Raw genomic sequence first — 18,416 nt, forward strand, 5'->3', positions numbered from 1 at the left:
GTCATGACGTCCGCACTGTTTATTCCGGAGTTGGGCCAGTTGGCGATGATTCTCGCCCTGTGCTTTGCCATCGTCCAGGCCGTGGTCCCGTTGCTGGGCGCCTGGCGCGGTGACCGCCTGTGGATGAGCCTGGCCCAGCCGGCTGCCTGGGGCCAGTTCGCCTTTCTGGTGTTCGCCTTCGGTTGCCTGACCTACGCCTTCATGACCGACGACTTTTCTGTCGCCTACGTCGCCAATAACTCCAACAGCGCCTTGCCCTGGTACTACAAGTTCAGCGCCGTGTGGGGCGCCCACGAAGGTTCGTTGCTGCTGTGGGCATTGATCCTCGGCGGCTGGACCTTTGCCGTCTCGATCTTCTCCCGCCAACTGCCGCAAGTGATGCTGGCCCGGGTGCTGGCGGTGATGGGCATGATCAGCATCGGCTTCCTGCTGTTCCTGATCATGACCTCCAACCCGTTCACCCGCATCCTGCCGCAGATCCCGGTCGACGGGCACGACCTCAACCCGCTGCTGCAAGACATCGGCTTGATCGTGCACCCGCCGATGCTCTACATGGGCTACGTCGGTTTTTCGGTCGCCTTCGCCTTCGCCATCGCCGCCTTGCTCGGCGGGCGTCTCGATGCCGCCTGGGCGCGCTGGTCGCGGCCGTGGACCATCGTCGCCTGGGCATTCCTCGGCATCGGCATCACCCTGGGCTCGTGGTGGGCCTACTACGAACTCGGCTGGGGCGGCTGGTGGTTCTGGGACCCGGTGGAAAACGCCTCCTTCATGCCCTGGCTGGTGGGCACCGCGCTGATTCACTCGCTGGCAGTCACGGAAAAACGCGGCGTGTTCAAAAGCTGGACCGTGTTGCTGGCCATCGCCGCGTTTTCCCTGAGCCTGCTGGGTACGTTCCTGGTGCGTTCCGGCGTGCTGACCTCGGTGCACGCGTTTGCCTCCGACCCGGAGCGCGGCGTGTTCATTCTGATCTTCCTGCTGTTCGTGGTCGGCGGCTCCCTGACGCTGTTCGCCCTGCGTGCGCCAGTGGTCAAGAGCCACGTGGGCTTCAACCTCTGGTCCCGGGAAACCCTGCTGCTGGGTAATAACCTGGTGCTGGTGGTGGCGGCCTCGATGATTCTGCTCGGTACCCTGTACCCGCTGGTGCTGGATGCCCTGAGCGGCGCCAAGCTGTCCGTCGGCCCGCCGTACTTCAACGCGCTGTTCATCCCGTTGATGGCGCTGCTGATGGTGGTGATGGCGGTCGGCGTACTGGTGCGCTGGAAAGACACCCCGGTGAAATGGCTGGTGGGCATGCTCACCCCGGTACTGCTGGGCAGCGCCGCATTGGCGGTGATCGCCGGGATTGCCTACGGCGACTTCAACTGGGCCGTGCTTGCCACCTTCATGCTCGCGGCCTGGGTATTGCTGGCCGGTGTACGCGACCTGATCGACAAGACCCGCCACAAAGGTTTGATCAAAGGCTTGCCGACCATGACCCGCAGTTACTGGGGCATGCAGGTCGCCCACATCGGCATCGCCGTGTGCGCCCTGGGTGTGGTGTTGTCCAGCCAGAACAGCGCCGAGCGCGACCTGCGCCTGGCCCCCGGCGAGTCCATGGACCTGGCCGGCTACCACTTCATTTTCGAAGGCGCCAAGCACTTCGAAGGCCCGAATTTCACCTCCGACAAAGGCACCGTACGTGTGGTGCGCAACGGTAAGGAAATCGCCGTGCTGCACCCGGAAAAACGCCTGTACACCGTGCAAAGTTCGATGATGACCGAAGCCGGGATCGACGCCGGTTTCACCCGCGACCTCTACGTCGCCCTGGGTGAACCGTTGGGAGATGGCGCCTGGGCCGTGCGGGTCCACGTCAAACCGTTTGTGCGCTGGATCTGGTTCGGTGGCCTGCTCACCGGCTTCGGTGGTTTGCTGGCAGCGATGGACCGGCGCTACCGGGTCAAGGTCAAGAGCCGGGTGCGTGAAGCCCTCGGCCTGCAAGGAGCGCCAGTATGAAGCGTTGGTTGATGGTGTTACCGCTGGCGGCGTTCCTGGTGGTGGCGGTGTTCCTGTATCGCGGGCTGTACCTGGACCCGGCCGAGTTGCCGTCGGCCATGATCGGCAAGCCATTCCCGGCGTTCTCGCTGCCGACGGTGCAGGGCGACAAGACCCTGACCCAGGCTGACTTGCTGGGCAAACCGGCACTGGTCAACGTGTGGGGCACCTGGTGCATTTCCTGCCGCGTGGAGCATCCGGTGCTGAACAAGCTGGCGGAGAAGGGCGTGGTGATCTACGGCATCAACTACAAGGACGACAATGCTGCCGCCCTGAAGTGGCTGGCTGAATTCCACAACCCGTACCAGCTGGATATCCGCGACGAAGACGGCAACCTCGGGCTGAACCTTGGTGTGTACGGCGCTCCGGAAACCTTCTTCATCGACGCCAAGGGCGTGATCCGCGACAAGTACGTGGGCGTGATCGACGAAGTGGTGTGGCGCGAGCAACTGGCCGCCAAGTACCAGGCGCTGGTGGACGAGGCCAAGCCATGAAGCGTTGGTTAGCCGCCGCGGTATTGGGCTTGAGCATGGTCGGCGTGGCCCACGCCGCCATCGACACTTACGAATTTGCCAAGGACGGAGACCGCGAGCGTTTTCGCGAACTGACCAAGGAGCTGCGCTGCCCCAAGTGCCAGAACCAGGACATCGCCGACTCCAACGCACCGATCGCCGCCGACCTGCGCAAAGAGATTTTCCGCATGCTCGGCGAGGGCAAGGACAATCAGCAGATCATCGACTTCATGGTCGACCGCTACGGTGACTTCGTGCGCTACAAGCCGGCGCTCACCGGCAAGACAGCGCTGCTGTGGTTCGGCCCCGCCGGGTTGTTGCTCACAGGCTTAGTCGTTATGGCGGTGATTGTGCGCCGCCGTCGTGTCGCCCCGGCCGATGGCTCGGACTCGCTTTCCGTCGATGAGCGTCAACGCCTCGACCAACTGCTGGACAAAAAAACTGATGATTGATTTCTGGCTCGCAGCAGGTCTGCTGCTTCTGATTGCCTTGAGTTTCCTGCTGATCCCGGTGTTACGCGGCCGCCGTGCCCAGCGTGAAGAGGATCGCACTGCATTGAACGTGGCGCTGTACCAGGAACGCGTGGCGGAACTGCAAACCCAGCAGACCGAAGGCGTGCTGGATGCGGCCCAGCTGGACAGCGGTCGCGCTGAAGCGGCCCGTGAGTTGCTGGCGGATACCGAGGGTGTGGAAAAGCCCCGGGAATCGCGCCTCGGCAAACCGTTGCCGTTGCTCGCGGCGTTTCTGGTGCCGGTGCTGGGCGTGGCGCTGTACCTGCATTACGGTGCCAGCGACAAGGTCGAACTGACCCGCGAATTCTCCCAGCCGCCGGTGTCCATGGAAGACATGACCCGCCGCCTGGAGCGCGCCGCAGCGGCCCAGCCGGATTCGCCGGAAGGCCTGTACTTCCTCGGTCGCGCCTACATGGCCCAGGACCGTTCCGCCGATGCGGCGAAAATCTTCGAGCGCACCGTGGCCCTGGCCGGTCGCCAGCCCGAGTTGCTCGGCCAGTGGGCCCAGGCCCAGTACTTTGCCGACAACAAACAGTGGTCGCCCAAGGTCCAGGCCCTGACCGACGAAGCACTGAAACTCGACCCGAAGGAAGTCACCAGCCTCGGCCTGCTGGGGATCGCCGCCTTTGAAGGCCAGCGTTACCAGGAAGCGATCGACTACTGGAACCGCCTGCTGGCGCAACTGCCACCGGACGACAATTCCCGTGCCGCGCTGCAAGGCGGGATCGACCGGGCCGCCGAGAAGCTCAAGGAGAGCGGCGGCAGCGTGGCGCCCGTGAAGGCAGAAAAACAGATGCAAGTGCGGGTGGACCTGGCCGCCGATGTGAAGGCCAAGGCCTTGCCGACCGACAGCGTGTTCATCTTCGCCCGTGCCGTCAAAGGCCCGCCTGCGCCATTGGCGGCCAAGCGCGTGACCGTGGCCGACCTGCCGATCACCGTCGAGCTGGGCGACAGCGACGCGATGATGCCGCAGTTGAAACTGTCCAACTTTCCCGAAGTCCAACTGGTTGCGCGCATATCCCGGGCAGGTGTTCCCACAGCTGGCGAGTGGATCGGCCGCAGCCAACCCCTGGCCAGCAGCACCACTGCGCTGCAGCAGCTGACCATCGACAGTCCGGACCAATAATTCGAGGAAATGCCCATGACCGCTATCGCACGTATCACCCTGCTCAGCCTGGTACTGGGGTTGAGTGCTTGTGCGGTCCATCGGCCTCCGTCGCCTACCGGGCCGACTATTCCACCGACAGGGCCGTCGACCCAGCCGAGCACCCAGCCCTCGAGCCCGGTGATCAAACCGTCGAAGCCGGTGCCGAGCTCCTCGCCGACCTTCGCACCGCCACCGGGCGCGGCCAGCCACTGGGATGGCAAGATGCAGGTGTATGTGCTGGATGAGCAGGCCGATACGTTCTACCGCCAGCGCACCTACTACCGCTGGAGCAACGGCTGGAGCCGCTCCATCAGCCCGAACGGACCTTGGGAAGAGACCGATGTCCATGGTGTACCGCCGGGGTTGAGCAAGCAGTACGCGCAATGAAAAAAGGCGACCTTCGGGTCGCCTTTTTCATGGCTGGTTTGGAATACAGTCCACCTAACAACAAAGCTCAAATGTGGGAGCGGGCTTGCTCGCGAATACGGCGTGTCAGCCAACAAATCGGGCACTGATATACCGTATTCGCGAGCAAGCCCGCTCCCACATTTTGAATCTCGTTTGATTTGAAATTACGCCAGCTCCTCAGTCTGCCTGGGCGCGCTTGTCCAGTGGACCACCCCGGCAATCACCCCCAGCATCACCCCAAACTCCACAATCCCCATCCAGCCCAACCGCGCCATTAACCAGCCGCTGACTGTCGCCCCCACCGCACCGCCAAAAAACGTCGCCGTCATGTACAAACTATTGATGCGGCCCTGGGCTTTCGGGTCCACTGCAAACGCCCGGGTCTGGTTGGAAACCAGGCCCGACTGCACGCCGATATCCAGCACGATCACCCCCAGCACCAGCAAGATAATCGAAGTCTCGGCACCCGCCAGCAGCAGGAACGCCAAGGTCACAATCCCGATACTCGCCCCAATCACCTTGCGCGAACCCAGCCTGTCGGAAGCCCGCCCACCGAGCGACGCCGCCAACGCACCCGCCGCACCGATAATCCCGAAGCCACCGGCCCAGGCACTGCCCAATTGCCATGGCCCATGAGCCAACAGTGCTGCCAGATTCACCCAAAACGCATTGAAGCAAGCCCACAACAACGCCTGCACCATCATTGATTGGCGAATTGGGCTGTTGTCGCGCATCAGCGGCCACAGCGAAGCCAGCAGGCGAGGGTAGGACAGGTTGGTGCTCGGCACGCCTTGTGGCAGCAGCCTGGCGGCACCGATCCACACCGGGATCATGAAGGCCGCCTCCATCGCGTACACCGCCCGCCAGCCATAAGCCTCACCGACTACGCCGGCGATCGTGCGCCCGAGCAGGATGCCGACCATGATCCCGCTGACCACCGTGCCCACATTGCGCCCGCGTTCGTGGGGCTGCGACATCACCGCCGCGAACGGCACCAGTTGCTGCGGCACACAGCTCACAATCCCCAAGCCGAAAGACGCCCCGATCAGCGCCCAGATGCCCGGTGAAAACGCCGCCGCCAGGGCGAAACAGAACGCCAGGGCGATCTGCCCCAGCACCAGCTTGCGGCGGTCAAAACGGTCGCCCATCGGCAGCAGCAACGCCAGTCCGGTAGCAAAACCCAGCAGGGCGGAACCGGCCACCAGATCCACGGTGGTCACGTCCACGCCCATGTCCGAAGCGATCAGCGGCAGGATTGGCTGGGTGCAGTAAATATTGGTAATCACCGCGCCGGCGATCATCGCCATCATGATGATCTTGCCGCGCGGCGCGACCGCAGGCGCTGTGGAAGGTTGGGATGTCATCGGCAGGCCACTCACGGCGCTCTCCTTCAATGCAGATCTCCGGGAAGGAGATGAGTGGCCAACGTTACGCACTCGCGCTTATCAGGATAATCCCCTAGGATTTGGAATCATCCTTCCAGAATTTGATAGGTTGCCATGAACCGTCTTGAATCCATGTCCATCTTCGTTGCCGTGGTTGATGCAGGCAGCCTGACCGCTGCGGCGCGGCGCCTCGACATGCCGCTGGCCAGCGTCAGCCGCAAGGTGGCTGAACTTGAGACGCACCTGAAAACCCGCCTGCTGCACCGCACCACGCGCCAGCTGTCGTTGACCGATGCCGGCGCCTCTTACCTCGACGCGTGCCGGCGCATTCTTGAAGACATCAGCGAGGCCGAGCGCGCGGCCACTGGCGAATATTCCCAGCCCCGGGGCGAACTGGTGGTTACCGCGCCAGTGGTCTTCGGGCGGCTGCACATCGTGCCGGTGGTGGCGGAATTCCTCGCGCAGTACCCGGAGATCGACATCAACCTGATCCTCACCGACCGCGTCGTGCACCTGATGGAAGAACACTGCGACGTGGCGGTACGCATCGGCGAACTGCCCGACAGCTCGCTCAAGGCCATGCAGGTGGGCACGGTGCGGCGGGTGGTGTGCGCCAGCCCGGCATACCTGGCCGCTCGCGGCATACCCGCTGAGCCCCAGGACTTGGCGGGGCATGACTGCATCACCTTCGAAGTGCTGGCGTCCCAAGGGGCGTGGGGATTTGGCGCAGGTAAAACCGGGCTCTCGGTACCGGTGCATTCGCGGTTGTCGGTGAACACCGCAGAAGCGGCGATTGCGGCGGCGACGTTGGGGGTTGGGGTGATTCGGGTGTTGTCGTATCAGGTGGCGGATGCGGTGCGGGAAGAGGCACTGGCGGTGGTGCTTGAAGCGTTTGAGTCGGCGCCATTGCCCATCAGTTTGGTGCATAAAGGACAGTCACCGTTGCCGCTGAAACTGCGCGCGTTTCTGGATTTTGTAATGCCGCGGTTGCGCGCCCGCATCGCCCAATAACACCGACGAATTTGGACCTGATGAAGATCAAAATGTGGGAGCTGGCTTGCCTGCGATAGCGGTGTATCAGGTTTTGAAACTGTTGCTGATCCACCGCTATCGCGGGCAAGCCCGGCTCCCACATTGGATTTACGTTGCCAGTTGGATCTCGGCAAGGCGCGGCTTTAGAAACTCCAGGGCATCTTTAAACACCTGATGCCACTCTTCTGACGGTTCGCTCGCCAGCGGGTGCCAGAAGAACTGGAACTCGTGGCCGCCATCATCCTCTGCAAAATGGGTCCAGGTATCTGGCAGGTCTTCAGGGATCAGGCATTGATGAAAGGCCCATGTATGCCCCGTGGACGCTGAGTGCCAAGTGCCCAGGTCACGTATCACCTTGCCGGTTATCCCGGCCTCTTCAAGCAACTCTCTAACTGCCGCAACCTCGGTACTTTCGCCAGGCTCCACGCTGCCCTTGACCAGTTGAAGACCTGCCAGTGGGTGTTTGAAGGCGAGGATTTCCAGGGATTGGCGGGTTCGCAGGATGACCGGACATGCCTTGTCTTTTCCCATAACGTTGTCCTTTTGCACATATTGGCGGCCAGCTATTGCACCACAGTCCGGCACATTTCCAATGCCGGGCGAAGACCTTGTGGCGAGGGAGCTTGCTCCCGCTGGACTGCGAAGCAGGCCCAAGTCAGCCACTTCAGTACATCTGACAGACCGTGTCACCCAGGCTTGGGGCCGCTGCGCAGCCCAGCGGGAGCAAGCTCCCTCGCCACAGGTTAGGTTAGGTATGGATCGTTCCCACGCAGAGCGTGGGAACGATCAACGTCCTACAGCTACTTCCAACCTTTCATCAAACCTTCATCAAACGGTTTTACCCCAGTCATGTGCAAGTCATAGGGCTGACACAGCCCGCGCCTACTGTCGTTTGAACTCAAACGCAGCCACGGATGGCTGTTCAACCAGACAGAGAAGCCCATGACTCCAGCTATCCATGTCGATCATCTGAACAAGACCTTTGCGAAGAAATCCGCGCTGGTCGACCTCGAGCTCACCGTTGCCACCGGTGAGATGGTCGCGCTGATTGGCGCTTCCGGCTCCGGCAAGTCCACCTTGCTGCGCCACCTCGCGGGCCTGGCCTGTTGCGACAAGAGCAACGGCGGCAGCGTCAAGGTGCTGGGCCGGGAAGTGCAGGCCAGCGGGCGGTTGAATGGCAAGGTGCGGCGCCTGCGCGCCGACATCGGCTACATCTTCCAGCAGTTCAACCTGGTCAACCGCCTGAGCGTGCTCGACAACGTACTGCTCGGTTGCCTGGGCCGCATGCCGCGCTGGCGCGGCAACCTCGGTTTGTTCAATGCCGAGGAAAAACAGTTCGCCATGGAATCCCTGGCCCGCGTCGGCCTGGCAGACCTGGCCAGCCAGCGCGCCTCCACCTTGTCCGGCGGCCAGCAGCAACGCGTGGCAATCGCCCGCGCTTTGACGCAACGCGCCGAAGTGATCCTGGCGGATGAACCCATCGCCTCCCTGGACCCAGAGTCGGCGCGCAAGGTCATGGAGATCCTCGCCGACATCAACGGCCGCGACGGCAAGACCGTGGTGGTTACCCTGCACCAGGTCGATTACGCCATGCGTTATTGCCCGCGAGCCGTGGCGCTCAAGGGCGGGCGGATTCACTTCGACGGCCAGGCCAGCGAGCTGAGCAGCCAGTTCCTCAACGATTTGTACGGTGCCGATGTCGACACCAGCCTGATGTTTTCCGACCAGACCCGCACACCCGTCGTCCCCGCACGGTTGGCCCTGGCCCGCGCTTGAAACCTTACTAACGACCCACAGGAATCCTCTCCATGTTGAACCGTATCGGTCATGTGTTTCTGTCTGCCGTGCTGCTTGCCAGCGTGGCCATGGGCACTGCCCAGGCCGCCGACAAGGCGATCAATTTCGGCATCATGTCCACCGAGTCTTCGCAGAACCTCAAGAGCATCTGGCAGCCCTTCCTGGATGACATGCACAAGAAGACCGGCCTCACCATCAACGCCACCTTCGCTTCCGACTACGCCGGCCTGATCCAGGGCATGCGCTTCAACAAAGTCGACGTGGCCTGGCTGGGCAACAAGGCCGCGATGGAAGCGGTGGACCGTTCCAACGGCGAAATCTTCGCCCAGACCGCCGCCGCCAACGGGGCTGCCGGTTACTGGAGCGTGCTGATCGTGCGCAAGGACAGCCCGATCAACAACGTCGATGACATGCTCAAGAACGCCAAGAACCTGACCTTCGGCAACGGTGACCCGAACTCCACTTCGGGCTACCTGGTACCCGGCTACTACGTGTTCGCCAAGAACCACGTCGACGCCGCCACCGCCTTCAAGCGCACCCTCAACTCCAGCCATGAAGTCAACGCATTGAGCGTGGCCAAGGGGCAGTTGGACGTCGCCACCTTCAACACCGAAAGCTGGGACCGCCTGGAAGTCACCCAGCCGGACAAGGCCGCCATGCTCAAGGTGATCTGGAAGTCGCCGCTGATCCCGGCCGACCCGATGGTGTGGAGCAAGGCCCTGAGCGACAGCGAGAAGACCAAGATCCGCGACTTCTTCGCCAACTACGGTGACACCGACGAAGAGAAGGCCGTGCTGAAGAACATGCAACTGGGCAAGTTCCTCAAGTCCAGCGACGACCAGTTGTTGCCGATCCGCCAACTGGAACTGTTCAAGCAGCGCACCACCATCAGCGCCGACGACAAGCTGGAAGCGGCTGACAAGGCCAGGAAGCTCGCCGACATCGACGCCGACCTGGCCAAGCTGCAAGAGCGCATCACCGAACTGGACAAGAAGACCGCAGCCAACGGCTAACCCCCTGTAGGAATCGGGTTCATGTGGGAGCGGGCTTGCTCGCGAATACGGTGTGTCATTCAACGCATCCGGCGACTGAGTCACCGCATTCGCGAGCAAGCCCGCTCCCACATTAAGCCCAGTTCCAACCCTACACCGAGAGTGACCCATGACTACCTTGCATGCTGAAGCAGTGGGCAAAAGGACTTGGCCGCAATACCTGGGCTGGGGCCTGTTCCTGGTCCTGCTGGCCTGGGCTTGGCACGGCGCCGAGATGAACCCGCTGGCGCTGTACCGCGACTCCGGAAACATGGCGACCTTCGCCGCCGACTTCTTCCCGCCGGACTTCCACGAATGGCGCTCCTACCTCAAGGAGATGATCGTCACCGTGCAAATCGCCCTCTGGGGCACGGTGCTGGCGATCGTCTGCTCGGTGCCCCTGGGCATCCTGTGCGCCGACAACATCACCCCATGGTGGATTCACCAGCCGCTGCGCCGGGTGATGGATGCCTTCCGTTCGATCAACGAAATGGTGTTCGCGATGTTGTTCGTGGTCGCCGTCGGCCTCGGTCCTTTTGCCGGTGTCCTGGCCTTGTGGATCAGCACCACCGGGGTCCTCGCCAAGCTGTTTGCCGAAGCCGTCGAAGCCATCGACCCGGGCCCCGTTGAAGGTGTGCGAGCCACCGGTGCCAGTGCCTTGCAGGAAGTGATCTACGGCGTGATCCCGCAAGTGATGCCGCTGTGGGTGTCCTACGCGCTCTACCGCTTCGAGGCCAACGTGCGTTCGGCGACGGTGGTGGGGATGGTCGGTGCCGGCGGGATCGGCGTGATCCTCTGGGAGAACATCCGCGCGTTCCAGTTCGTGCAGACCTGCGCGGTGCTGCTGGTGATCATCGTGGTGGTGAGCTGTATCGACGTGCTGTCCCAACGCCTGCGCAAGCAGTTCATCTGACGTCGGAGGGGTGCCCCAGGGCGCTTTTTTTAAGCATGCAGTTGTCTAGACAAGATGAGCCGGTGTACCGCGAACTCGCCGACATCCTGCGCCGCGAACTGAGCAGCTACCAGGCCGGTGAATTCCTGCCGGGCGAGGTGCAACTGGCTGAACGCTTCGGCGTCAACCGCCACACCCTGCGCCGCGCCATCGACGAGCTGGTGTTCGAAGGCAGCCTGTTGCGCCGCCAGGGCAAGGGCACCCAGGTGCTGGACCGCCCGCTGATTTACCCGATGGGCGCCGAGACCTCCTACAGCCAGTCCTTGTCGGCCCAAGGCGTGGGCGTGGAAGCGATGCTGCTCAAGCGCCGCTACTGCTTTGCCAGCCGCGAAGAGGCCCAGCAACTGGGCATCGCCGAGATGGCGCCGATGATCGAGCTGCAAACCCTGCGCAAGCTCGACCACCAGCCGGTCAGCCTGATCCGCCACCGTTACTGCGCCAGCCATGCGCCGCTGCTGGCGGACTACAACGGCGGCTCGCTGCGCCACTACCTGCGTGAGCGCGACATGCCGTTGACCCGTACCCAAAGCCTGATCGGCGCGCGTTTGCCCAACCGCGACGAAGCCGCACTGCTGATGATGCCCCGGCACTTGCCGGCGCTCACCGTATTCACCCTTTCCCGCGATCGCGACGGCCGCCCGGTGGAGCTAGCGCAGTCCACCAGCCGTTCGGATCGCTTCCAGTACCAAGTGGTGACCTGATGGAGACCCCGATGAACCTGTCCCCGCGTCAACACTGGATCGGCGTGCTCGCCCGCGCCTTTCGCAGTGAATTGCTGCCCCATGAAGACGCCCTGCGCGACGTGGATTACCAACTGATCCGCGCCCCGGAAATCGGCATGACCCTGGTGCGTGGCCGCATGGGCGGCAATGGCGCGCCGTTCAACCTCGGCGAAATGAGCGTGACCCGCTGCGTGGTGCGCCTGGCAGACGGGCGCACCGGCTACAGCTACCTGGCCGGGCGCGACAAGGTCCACGCCGAACTGGCGGCCCTGGCGGATGCGCATTTGCAGGGTGCACACCCGAGCCCCTGGCTCAGCGACCTGATCGGCGCACTGGCCAACGCCCAGGCCGAGCGCCGGGCGCAAAAAGAGGCCGACACCGCCGCGACCAAGGTCGAGTTCTTCACCCTGGTTCGAGGAGAAAACTGATGAATGCCCAACGCTTGCAACCGGCCTTTGTAGACCCGGTGCTGGACGCCCAGCGCGGTTTTCGCGGGGCCCTCAAGGCCCTCGCCGAGCCCGGCCTGATCCAGTCCTTGCCCGCGGCCCCCAGCCTTGAAGGCCTGGCGCCGGCTACCTATGCGCTGTGCCTGGCGCTGCTGGATATGGACACGCCGCTCTGGCTGGCGCCGTGCTTCGACACGCCGCTGATCCGCGCCAACCTGGCCTTCCACTGCGGCTGCCCGCTGACCGCCAACCGGGAAGAGGCCGCGTTCGCCTTGCTCGGTGAACAGGACTTGCTCGACCTCAGCGGCTTCGACCACGGCAATGACCGCTACCCGGATCAGTCCTGCACCTTGCTGGTCCAGTTGACCGACCTGGAAGCCGGTCGTGCCTTGAACTGGCGCGGTCCGGGGATCAAGACCCAGCGTCAGGTCAACCTGCCGGTGCCTCAAGCATTCTGGCTGGAACGTCAACGCCGCGAGACGTTTCCCCGTGGCCTGGACGTGTTGTTCGCCGCCGGCCATCACCTGATCGGCCTGCCACGCAGCACTCGAATTGCACAGGAGCATGCCTGATGTACGTAGCCGTCAAGGGTGGCGAACAGGCCATCGACAATGCCCACCGCCTGCTGGCGAAAAAACGCCGGGGCGATACTTCCATTGCGGAATTGAGCGTGGAGCAGATCCGCGAGCAACTGCCGCTGGCGGTCGCGCGAGTGATGAGCGAAGGCTCGCTGTACGACACGGAGCTGGCCGCACTGGCGGTCAAGCAAGCGGCGGGGGATCTGGTGGAAGCGATCTTCCTGCTGCGGGCTTACCGCACCACGTTGCCGCGCTTCAGCCCGAGCCTGCCGATCGATACCGTGCAGATGTCACTGAGTCGGCGTTTGTCGGCGACTTTCAAAGACGTGCCGGGCGGGCAACTGCTGGGCCCGACCTTCGATTACACCCACCGCCTGCTGGACTTCGCACTGCTGGCCGAAGGTGAATACCCCGGCCCGCAAACCACGCCGGATGCGACTCTGGAAGCGTGCCCTCGGGTACTCGGCCTGCTGGCCAAGGAAGGGCTGATCAAGAACGAATCCGACGACACCGGCAGCGTCGCCGACATCACCCGCGACCCGCTGGAATACCCGGCCAACCGCGCCCAGCGCCTGCAAGCCCTGGCCCGTGGCGACGAAGGTTTCCTGCTGGCGCTGGGTTATTCGACCCAACGTGGTTATGGCCGCAACCACCCGTTCGCCGGCGAGATTCGCATCGGCGATGTGGAGGTGTGGATCGACCCGGAAGAGCTGGGTTTCCCGATCTGCCTGGGCAGCATCGAAGTCACCGAGTGCGAGATGGTCAACCAGTTCGTCGGCTCGGCCACCGAGCTGGCGCAGTTCACCCGGGGCTACGGCCTGGCATTCGGGCATGCCGAGCGCAAGGCGATGGGCATGGCCCTGGTGGACCGCTCGTTGCGGGCCAATGAGTTCAACGAAGAGATCGTGTCGCCGGCCCAGCAGGAAGAATTCGTGCTGTCCCACTGCGACAACGTCGAGGCGGCGGGCTTTGTTTCCCACCTCAAATTGCCTCACTACGTGGACTTCCAGTCCGAGCTGGAACTGATCCGCAAACTGCGCCAACCGGCCGAGGGCACCCGCCATGAATGACCTGACTCAAGCGCCTGCGCGTGACCCGGCGTACAACTTCGCCTACCTCGACGAGCAGACCAAACGCATGATCCGCCGCGCCTTGCTCAAGGCCGTGGCGATCCCCGGTTACCAGGTGCCGTTCGGTGGCCGCGAGATGCCGCTGCCTTACGGTTGGGGCACCGGCGGCATGCAACTGACCGCCGCGATCCTGGGGGCTGACGACGTGCTCAAGGTGATCGACCAGGGCGCCGACGACACCACCAACGCCGTGTCGATCCGCCGCTTCTTCGCCCGTACGGCGGGCGTCGCCACCACCGAAAGCACCCCGGACGCGACGGTGATCCAGACCCGCCACCGCATCCCGGAAACTCCGTTGCAGGCCAATCAGATCATGGTCTACCAGGTGCCGATCCCGGAGCCGCTGCGTTTTATCGAACCGTCGGAAACCGAGACCCGCACCATGCACGCCCTGAATGACTACGGGGTGATGCACGTAAAGCTCTACGAGGACATCGCCACCTTCGGCCATATCGCCACCAGCTACGCCTACCCGGTGATGGTGGATGAGCGCTACGTGATGGACCCCTCGCCAATCCCGAAATTCGACAACCCGAAACTCGACATGAGCCCGGCGCTGATGCTGTTCGGTGCCGGTCGCGAAAAGCGCCTGTACGCGGTGCCGCCGTACACCCAGGTCACCAGCCTCGACTTTGAAGACCATCCGTTCGAAGTGCAGAAGTGGGAACACACCTGCGCGATCTGCGGCAGCCATGAATCGTTCCTCGATGAGCTGATTCTGGACGATGCCGGTACCCAGAGTTTTGTGTGTTCCGACACCTGGTACTGCGCCCAACGGGTCAAGGAGAACAACCAGTGAGCCAGCCTCTTTTGCAAGTGCGTGACCTGTCGTTGTTGTACGGGGAAGAGAAGGGCTGCCAGGACGTCAGCTTCGATTTGTACCCCGGTGAAGTGTTGGGGATTGTTGGTGAGTCGGGCTCAGGCAAGTCCACCTTGCTCTCGCTGCTCAGCGGGCGTCTGCCACCGCAGGCCGGCCACATCGGCTATCGCGGCAAGGACGGTGAATGGCTGGATCTGTACAGCGCCAGCGAAGCCGAACGTCGCACCTTGCTGCGCACCGAATGGGGCTTTGTCGAGCAAAACCCTCGGGACGGTTTGCGCATGGGCGTGTCTGCCGGCGCCAATATCGGCGAGCGCCTGATGGCCCAGGGCGTGCGCAACTATGAGCAACTGCGTGGCGCCGGCCTCGACTGGCTGGGCCAGGTAGAAATCGACCCGCAGCGCATCGACGACTTGCCCCGGACCTTTTCCGGCGGCATGCAGCAGCGCCTGCAAATCGCCCGCAACCTGGTCTCCAGTCCACGCCTTGTGTTTATGGACGAACCCACCGGCGGCCTGGACGTGTCGGTACAGGCGCGCTTGCTCGACCTGCTGCGCGGCCTCGTTCGCGAGCTGGATCTGGCGGTGGTGATCGTGACCCACGACCTCGCCGTGGCGCGCCTGCTGGCCGACCGCCTGATGGTGATGCGCCGCTCGCGCGTGGTGGAAACCGGGCTGACGGACCAGATCCTCGACGATCCACAGCACCCTTACTCTCAACTGCTGGTGTCTTCGGTATTGCAGCCATGATGAATGCCTTGATCGAGGTCCGTGACCTCTCGAAAACCTTCACCTTGCACCAGCAGAACGGCGTGGTGCTGAACGTGCTGCGCGGGGTGGAGTTCAGTGTGAAAGGCGGTGAGTGCCTGGTGCTGCATGGCCAGTCCGGCGCCGGTAAAAGCACGTTGCTGCGCACCCTGTACGGTAACTATCTGCCGGCGGGCGGCAGCATCCGGGTACAGCACCTCGGCGAATGGCTGGAGCTGGTTGGTGCCGAGCCGCGGGAGGTGTTGCAGGTGCGCCAGCAGACCCTGGGCTACGTCAGCCAGTTTCTGCGGGTGATCCCGCGGGTGGCCTGCCTGGATGTGGTGATGGAGCCTGCCCTGGCCCGTGGCTGGTCGAAGGCCAATGCACAGTCGCGCGCCGAGCATCTGCTGACCCGCCTCAATATCCCGCAACGCCTGTGGCAGCTGGCGCCCGGTACGTTCTCCGGCGGCGAGCAACAGCGGGTCAACATCGCCCGCGGCTTCATGGTGGATTGGCCGGTGATGCTGCTGGACGAACCCACCGCGTCCCTCGATGACAGCAATCGCCAGGTGGTGCTGGAATTGATGAACGAAGCCAAGGCTGCCGGCGCGGCCTTGATCGGCATCTTCCACGACCGCGCCGCCCGTGAAGCGGTCGCCGACCGCCATTTCGACATGACCCCCGCGCCTGTTGCCCAAGAGGAATACGCCCATGCCCGCTGAACAGATCCTCAGTAATGCCCGGCTGGTGACGGCTGACCGTATGTTCCTTGGCAGCGTCGTGCTGCGTGACGGGCTGATCGTCGACATCGCCGAAGGCCGCAGCCAACTGCCCCAGGCCCAGGACCTTGAAGGGGATTTCCTGTTGCCGGGCCTGGTGGAACTGCACACCGACAACCTGGAAAAACACATGACCCCGCGCCCCGGCGTGGACTGGCCGTCGACCTCGGCGGTGCTCAGCCATGATGCGCAGATCATCGCGGCCGGCATCACCACGGTGTTCGACGCGGTGTCCATCGGCGATGTGAATCCCAAGGGCAACCGCATGCAGAAACTGCCGGCGATGCTCAACGCCATCGCGGCAGCAGAAAGCGCCGGCCTGACCCGCGCCGAACACCACCTGCACCTGCGCTGCGAGCTGTGCCACCCCGACACCCTGAGCGTGTTCCGCGACCTGGTGGAAAATCCGTTGGTGCAGTTGGTGTCAGTGATGGACCACTCGCCGGGCCAGCGCCAGTTCGTGCTTGAATCCAAGTACCGTGAGTACTACATGGGCAAGTACCACCTGAACGACGAGACCATGGACGCGTTCATCAAGCTGCAAATGGCCAACTCCAGGGAGTACAGCGACCGCTACCGCGCCGCGATCGTCGAGCATTGCCTGGAACGCGGCCTGTCGGTGGCCAGCCATGACGATGCGACGTTGGCGCATGTGGAGGAGTCGGCGCGCTATGGCATGACCATCGCCGAATTCCCCACCACCCTGGAAGCGGCGCGTGGCTGCCGGCAACTGAACATGAAAGTTCTGATGGGCGCGCCGAACGTGGTGCGTGGCGGGTCCCACTCGGGTAATGTGGCCGCCGCCGGCCTGGCCGCCGAAGGATTGCTGGATATACTTTCCAGTGACTACTACCCGGCCAGCCTGTTGCAGGCGGCGTTCGTGCTGGCCAATCAACAGGACGGCGGCGACCTTTCTCGGGCGGTCAGGATGATCAGCCTGGCGCCCGCACACGCGGCGGGCCTGAGTGATCGCGGCGAAATCGCCACGGGTCTGCGGGCCGACCTGGTGCAAGCCAGGAGCCGCGACGGACTGCCCGTGGTCCAACAAGTGTGGCGACAAGCGAAGAGGGTGTTTTGATGGCAGGCAGGTTGATCTATCTCATCGGACCATCGGGTTCGGGCAAGGACAGCCTGCTGGATGCCGCACGACCGCGTCTGGCCGAGCGTGGCTGCCGCATTGTGCGGCGGGTCATCACCCGCTCGGCGGAAGCGGTGGGCGAAGCGGCGCAGGGTGTGAGCCCGGCGCAGTTTGCCGCAATGGAGGCCGAGGGCGCATTTGCCCTCAGCTGGCACGCCAACGGGTTGTCCTATGGCATCCCGCGGGAAATCGATGAGTGGCTGGCGGCGGGGCACGATGTGCTGGTCAACGGCTCCCGCGGCCACCTGGCGCAAACCCGGCTGCGTTACCCGAACCTGCTGGTGGTGCTGCTGACGGTAGACCAAGGGGTGTTGCGCCAGCGCTTGCTGGCGCGGGGTCGCGAATCCCTGGCGGATATTGATCTGCGCCTGGCGCGCAATGCGCGATTCGCCGAGGGATTGAGCGCTGCTGCAGATGTGTTCCTGCTCGACAATTCCGGCCACCTGGAACACACGGTCGAGCGCTTGCTGGGCTGCCTCGACGGGCAACCCGCATGCGCCTGACACTGCTGGGCACCGGCGATGCGCGGCAAGTGCCGGTGTATGGCTGTGAGTGCGCCGCCTGTGGCCTGGCCCGCCATGACCAGAGCCTGCGCCGCCGCCCATGCAGCGCATTGATCGAGTGTGGCGACCAGCGCTGGTTGATCGACAGCGGGTTGCCCGACCTCACCGAACGCTTCCCGCCCCGCAGTTTCAACGGGATTCTCCAGACCCACTACCACGCCGATCACGCCCAAGGCCTGCTGCATTTGCGTTGGGGGCAAGGGTTGGTGATTCCGGTGCATGGGCCGGTGGATCCGGAAGGGTTGTCCGACCTGTACAAACACCCCGGCATCCTCGATTTCAGCCAGCCGTTTGCCGAGTTTGAAACCCGCCGGTTGGGTGAACTGAGCGTCACCGCGTTACCGCTGCTGCATTCCAAGCCCACCCTGGGGTATCTGCTGGAAGGTGAAGGGCGGCGCATTGCCTACCTTACCGACACCGTCGGCCTGCCACCCGCCACCCGCGATTGGCTGCAACGCGAGCCGCTGGATGTGCTGGTACTCGATTGCTCCATGCCGCCGCAACCGCAGGCACCGCGCAATCACAATGACCTGACGCTGGCATTGCAGTGTATTGAGGAGGTGGGTGCGCAGTTGGGGGTGCTGACCCATGTGGGGCACACGCTGGATGCGTGGTTGTTGCAGCATCGGCGGGAGCTGCCGCGGCATGTGACGGTGGGCTGGGATGGGCGGGTGATTTAGCGTGGGA

General features: G+C 63.6%; 21 protein-coding genes. 19 read left to right on the forward strand and 2 right to left on the reverse strand.

Annotation, left to right across the window (positions count from 1 at the left end):
• Positions 1 to 3: 3 nt before the first annotated feature.
• Genes HX817_RS24540 through HX817_RS24560 form a run of 5 tightly spaced genes read left to right on the forward strand, consistent with a single transcriptional unit; the run spans position 4 to position 4,589 of the window.
• A complete protein-coding gene (locus HX817_RS24540) occupies positions 4 to 1,992 on the forward strand; it encodes a heme lyase CcmF/NrfE family subunit (protein ID WP_087694319.1) in 1,989 nt (662 codons plus the stop codon).
• On the forward strand, positions 1,989 to 2,525 hold the full coding sequence (locus HX817_RS24545; RefSeq protein WP_008434782.1) for a DsbE family thiol:disulfide interchange protein: 537 nt from the start codon (positions 1,989 to 1,991) through the stop codon (positions 2,523 to 2,525). Before HX817_RS24540 ends, HX817_RS24545 begins: the two co-directional genes overlap by 4 nt.
• Entirely contained in the window at positions 2,522 to 2,995 is a 474-nt protein-coding gene (locus HX817_RS24550) for a cytochrome c-type biogenesis protein (protein WP_003210629.1), read from the forward strand. Before HX817_RS24545 ends, HX817_RS24550 begins: the two co-directional genes overlap by 4 nt.
• The gene (gene ccmI, locus HX817_RS24555) at positions 2,988 to 4,181 is read left to right on the forward strand and encodes a c-type cytochrome biogenesis protein CcmI (protein ID WP_177023215.1); all 1,194 of its coding nucleotides are present in this window, start codon (positions 2,988 to 2,990) and stop codon (positions 4,179 to 4,181) included. Before HX817_RS24550 ends, ccmI begins: the two co-directional genes overlap by 8 nt.
• 15 nt (positions 4,182 to 4,196) lie before the next feature.
• Positions 4,197 to 4,589 carry a hypothetical protein gene (locus HX817_RS24560; protein ID WP_177041444.1) on the forward strand — a complete coding sequence of 131 codons (393 nt, stop codon included), beginning with the start codon at positions 4,197 to 4,199 and terminating at the stop codon, positions 4,587 to 4,589.
• Positions 4,590 to 4,774: 185 nt separating this feature from the next.
• Here the strand turns inward: HX817_RS24560 and HX817_RS24565 are convergent, their stop codons facing one another.
• Entirely contained in the window at positions 4,775 to 5,974 is a 1,200-nt protein-coding gene (locus tag HX817_RS24565) for an MFS transporter (RefSeq protein ID WP_177041479.1), read from the reverse strand.
• A gap of 135 nt (positions 5,975 to 6,109) precedes the next feature.
• On the opposite strand from HX817_RS24565, the gene HX817_RS24570 reads away from it, so the two are divergent.
• Positions 6,110 to 7,006: a LysR family transcriptional regulator gene (locus tag HX817_RS24570; protein ID WP_177041446.1), complete on the forward strand. Its 897-nt coding sequence runs from the start codon at positions 6,110 to 6,112 to the stop codon at positions 7,004 to 7,006.
• Positions 7,007 to 7,135: 129 nt separating this feature from the next.
• On the opposite strand, the gene HX817_RS24575 is transcribed toward HX817_RS24570, so the two are convergent.
• Positions 7,136 to 7,558, reverse strand: coding sequence for an NUDIX domain-containing protein (locus HX817_RS24575; RefSeq protein ID WP_177041448.1), 423 nt, complete (start codon positions 7,556 to 7,558; stop codon positions 7,136 to 7,138).
• 411 nt (positions 7,559 to 7,969) lie between these two features.
• On the opposite strand from HX817_RS24575, the gene phnC reads away from it, so the two are divergent.
• From phnC to phnP, 13 genes are all read left to right on the forward strand, one after another.
• Positions 7,970 to 8,803: a phosphonate ABC transporter ATP-binding protein gene (phnC, locus tag HX817_RS24580; RefSeq protein ID WP_003210623.1), complete on the forward strand. Its 834-nt coding sequence runs from the start codon at positions 7,970 to 7,972 to the stop codon at positions 8,801 to 8,803.
• 32 nt (positions 8,804 to 8,835) lie between these two features.
• The gene (gene phnD, locus HX817_RS24585) at positions 8,836 to 9,837 is read left to right on the forward strand and encodes a phosphonate ABC transporter substrate-binding protein (RefSeq protein WP_003210622.1); all 1,002 of its coding nucleotides are present in this window, start codon (positions 8,836 to 8,838) and stop codon (positions 9,835 to 9,837) included.
• 148 nt (positions 9,838 to 9,985) lie between these two features.
• Entirely contained in the window at positions 9,986 to 10,768 is a 783-nt protein-coding gene (gene phnE / locus HX817_RS24590; protein ID WP_033897602.1) for a phosphonate ABC transporter, permease protein PhnE, read from the forward strand.
• A 35-nt stretch (positions 10,769 to 10,803) separates the two neighbouring features.
• Complete coding sequence (phnF, locus tag HX817_RS24595; protein ID WP_023659262.1) at positions 10,804 to 11,508, forward strand: phosphonate metabolism transcriptional regulator PhnF; 705 nt, start codon at positions 10,804 to 10,806, stop codon at positions 11,506 to 11,508.
• Positions 11,509 to 11,519: 11 nt separating this feature from the next.
• Positions 11,520 to 11,957 carry a phosphonate C-P lyase system protein PhnG gene (phnG, locus tag HX817_RS24600; protein WP_003210619.1) on the forward strand — a complete coding sequence of 146 codons (438 nt, stop codon included), beginning with the start codon at positions 11,520 to 11,522 and terminating at the stop codon, positions 11,955 to 11,957.
• Positions 11,957 to 12,547: a phosphonate C-P lyase system protein PhnH gene (gene phnH / locus HX817_RS24605; RefSeq protein WP_063028147.1), complete on the forward strand. Its 591-nt coding sequence runs from the start codon at positions 11,957 to 11,959 to the stop codon at positions 12,545 to 12,547. Before phnG ends, phnH begins: the two co-directional genes overlap by 1 nt.
• Positions 12,547 to 13,623 (forward strand): carbon-phosphorus lyase complex subunit PhnI, encoded by a 1,077-nt coding sequence (locus HX817_RS24610; RefSeq protein ID WP_177041450.1) that lies wholly within the window; start codon positions 12,547 to 12,549, stop codon positions 13,621 to 13,623. Before phnH ends, HX817_RS24610 begins: the two co-directional genes overlap by 1 nt.
• On the forward strand, positions 13,616 to 14,482 hold the full coding sequence (locus HX817_RS24615; protein WP_177041452.1) for an alpha-D-ribose 1-methylphosphonate 5-phosphate C-P-lyase PhnJ: 867 nt from the start codon (positions 13,616 to 13,618) through the stop codon (positions 14,480 to 14,482). Before HX817_RS24610 ends, HX817_RS24615 begins: the two co-directional genes overlap by 8 nt.
• A complete protein-coding gene (gene phnK, locus HX817_RS24620; protein WP_085984643.1) occupies positions 14,443 to 15,252 on the forward strand; it encodes a phosphonate C-P lyase system protein PhnK in 810 nt (269 codons plus the stop codon). Before HX817_RS24615 ends, phnK begins: the two co-directional genes overlap by 40 nt.
• A complete protein-coding gene (gene phnL, locus HX817_RS24625; protein WP_008434762.1) occupies positions 15,252 to 15,971 on the forward strand; it encodes a phosphonate C-P lyase system protein PhnL in 720 nt (239 codons plus the stop codon). The genes phnK and phnL overlap by 1 nt, the downstream gene beginning before the upstream one ends.
• Positions 15,961 to 17,106, forward strand: coding sequence for an alpha-D-ribose 1-methylphosphonate 5-triphosphate diphosphatase (locus HX817_RS24630; protein WP_177041454.1), 1,146 nt, complete (start codon positions 15,961 to 15,963; stop codon positions 17,104 to 17,106). Before phnL ends, HX817_RS24630 begins: the two co-directional genes overlap by 11 nt.
• Complete coding sequence (phnN, locus tag HX817_RS24635; RefSeq protein WP_003210611.1) at positions 17,106 to 17,669, forward strand: phosphonate metabolism protein/1,5-bisphosphokinase (PRPP-forming) PhnN; 564 nt, start codon at positions 17,106 to 17,108, stop codon at positions 17,667 to 17,669. The genes HX817_RS24630 and phnN overlap by 1 nt, the downstream gene beginning before the upstream one ends.
• A complete protein-coding gene (phnP, locus tag HX817_RS24640) occupies positions 17,660 to 18,409 on the forward strand; it encodes a phosphonate metabolism protein PhnP (protein WP_003210610.1) in 750 nt (249 codons plus the stop codon). The genes phnN and phnP overlap by 10 nt, the downstream gene beginning before the upstream one ends.
• The last annotated feature ends 7 nt before the right edge of the window (positions 18,410 to 18,416 follow it).

Source organism: Pseudomonas sp. C6002, assembly GCF_013385805.1.
Lineage (GTDB): Bacteria > Pseudomonadota > Gammaproteobacteria > Pseudomonadales > Pseudomonadaceae > Aquipseudomonas.

What these genes read in the sequence shown, in the direction of transcription:
- phnE (WP_033897602.1), top strand. Translation starts at nt 9,986, where the DNA reads ATGACTACCTTGCATGCTGAAGCAGTGGGCAAAAGGACTTGGCCGCAA.
- phnG (WP_003210619.1), top strand. Translation starts at nt 11,520, where the DNA reads ATGAACCTGTCCCCGCGTCAACACTGGATCGGCGTGCTCGCCCGCGCC.
- HX817_RS24615 (WP_177041452.1), top strand. Translation starts at nt 13,616, where the DNA reads ATGAATGACCTGACTCAAGCGCCTGCGCGTGACCCGGCGTACAACTTC.
- phnC (WP_003210623.1), top strand. Translation starts at nt 7,970, where the DNA reads ATGACTCCAGCTATCCATGTCGATCATCTGAACAAGACCTTTGCGAAG.
- phnD (WP_003210622.1), top strand. Translation starts at nt 8,836, where the DNA reads ATGTTGAACCGTATCGGTCATGTGTTTCTGTCTGCCGTGCTGCTTGCC.
- phnN (WP_003210611.1), top strand. Translation starts at nt 17,106, where the DNA reads ATGGCAGGCAGGTTGATCTATCTCATCGGACCATCGGGTTCGGGCAAG.
- phnF (WP_023659262.1), top strand. Translation starts at nt 10,804, where the DNA reads ATGCAGTTGTCTAGACAAGATGAGCCGGTGTACCGCGAACTCGCCGAC.
- HX817_RS24540 (WP_087694319.1), top strand. Translation starts at nt 4, where the DNA reads ATGACGTCCGCACTGTTTATTCCGGAGTTGGGCCAGTTGGCGATGATT.
- HX817_RS24550 (WP_003210629.1), top strand. Translation starts at nt 2,522, where the DNA reads ATGAAGCGTTGGTTAGCCGCCGCGGTATTGGGCTTGAGCATGGTCGGC.
- HX817_RS24570 (WP_177041446.1), top strand. Translation starts at nt 6,110, where the DNA reads ATGAACCGTCTTGAATCCATGTCCATCTTCGTTGCCGTGGTTGATGCA.
- phnH (WP_063028147.1), top strand. Translation starts at nt 11,957, where the DNA reads ATGAATGCCCAACGCTTGCAACCGGCCTTTGTAGACCCGGTGCTGGAC.
- HX817_RS24610 (WP_177041450.1), top strand. Translation starts at nt 12,547, where the DNA reads ATGTACGTAGCCGTCAAGGGTGGCGAACAGGCCATCGACAATGCCCAC.
- ccmI (WP_177023215.1), top strand. Translation starts at nt 2,988, where the DNA reads ATGATTGATTTCTGGCTCGCAGCAGGTCTGCTGCTTCTGATTGCCTTG.
- phnP (WP_003210610.1), top strand. Translation starts at nt 17,660, where the DNA reads ATGCGCCTGACACTGCTGGGCACCGGCGATGCGCGGCAAGTGCCGGTG.
- HX817_RS24575 (WP_177041448.1), bottom strand. Translation starts at nt 7,558, where the DNA reads ATGGGAAAAGACAAGGCATGTCCGGTCATCCTGCGAACCCGCCAATCC.
- HX817_RS24630 (WP_177041454.1), top strand. Translation starts at nt 15,961, where the DNA reads ATGCCCGCTGAACAGATCCTCAGTAATGCCCGGCTGGTGACGGCTGAC.
- HX817_RS24565 (WP_177041479.1), bottom strand. Translation starts at nt 5,974, where the DNA reads ATGACATCCCAACCTTCCACAGCGCCTGCGGTCGCGCCGCGCGGCAAG.
- HX817_RS24545 (WP_008434782.1), top strand. Translation starts at nt 1,989, where the DNA reads ATGAAGCGTTGGTTGATGGTGTTACCGCTGGCGGCGTTCCTGGTGGTG.
- phnL (WP_008434762.1), top strand. Translation starts at nt 15,252, where the DNA reads ATGAATGCCTTGATCGAGGTCCGTGACCTCTCGAAAACCTTCACCTTG.
- HX817_RS24560 (WP_177041444.1), top strand. Translation starts at nt 4,197, where the DNA reads ATGACCGCTATCGCACGTATCACCCTGCTCAGCCTGGTACTGGGGTTG.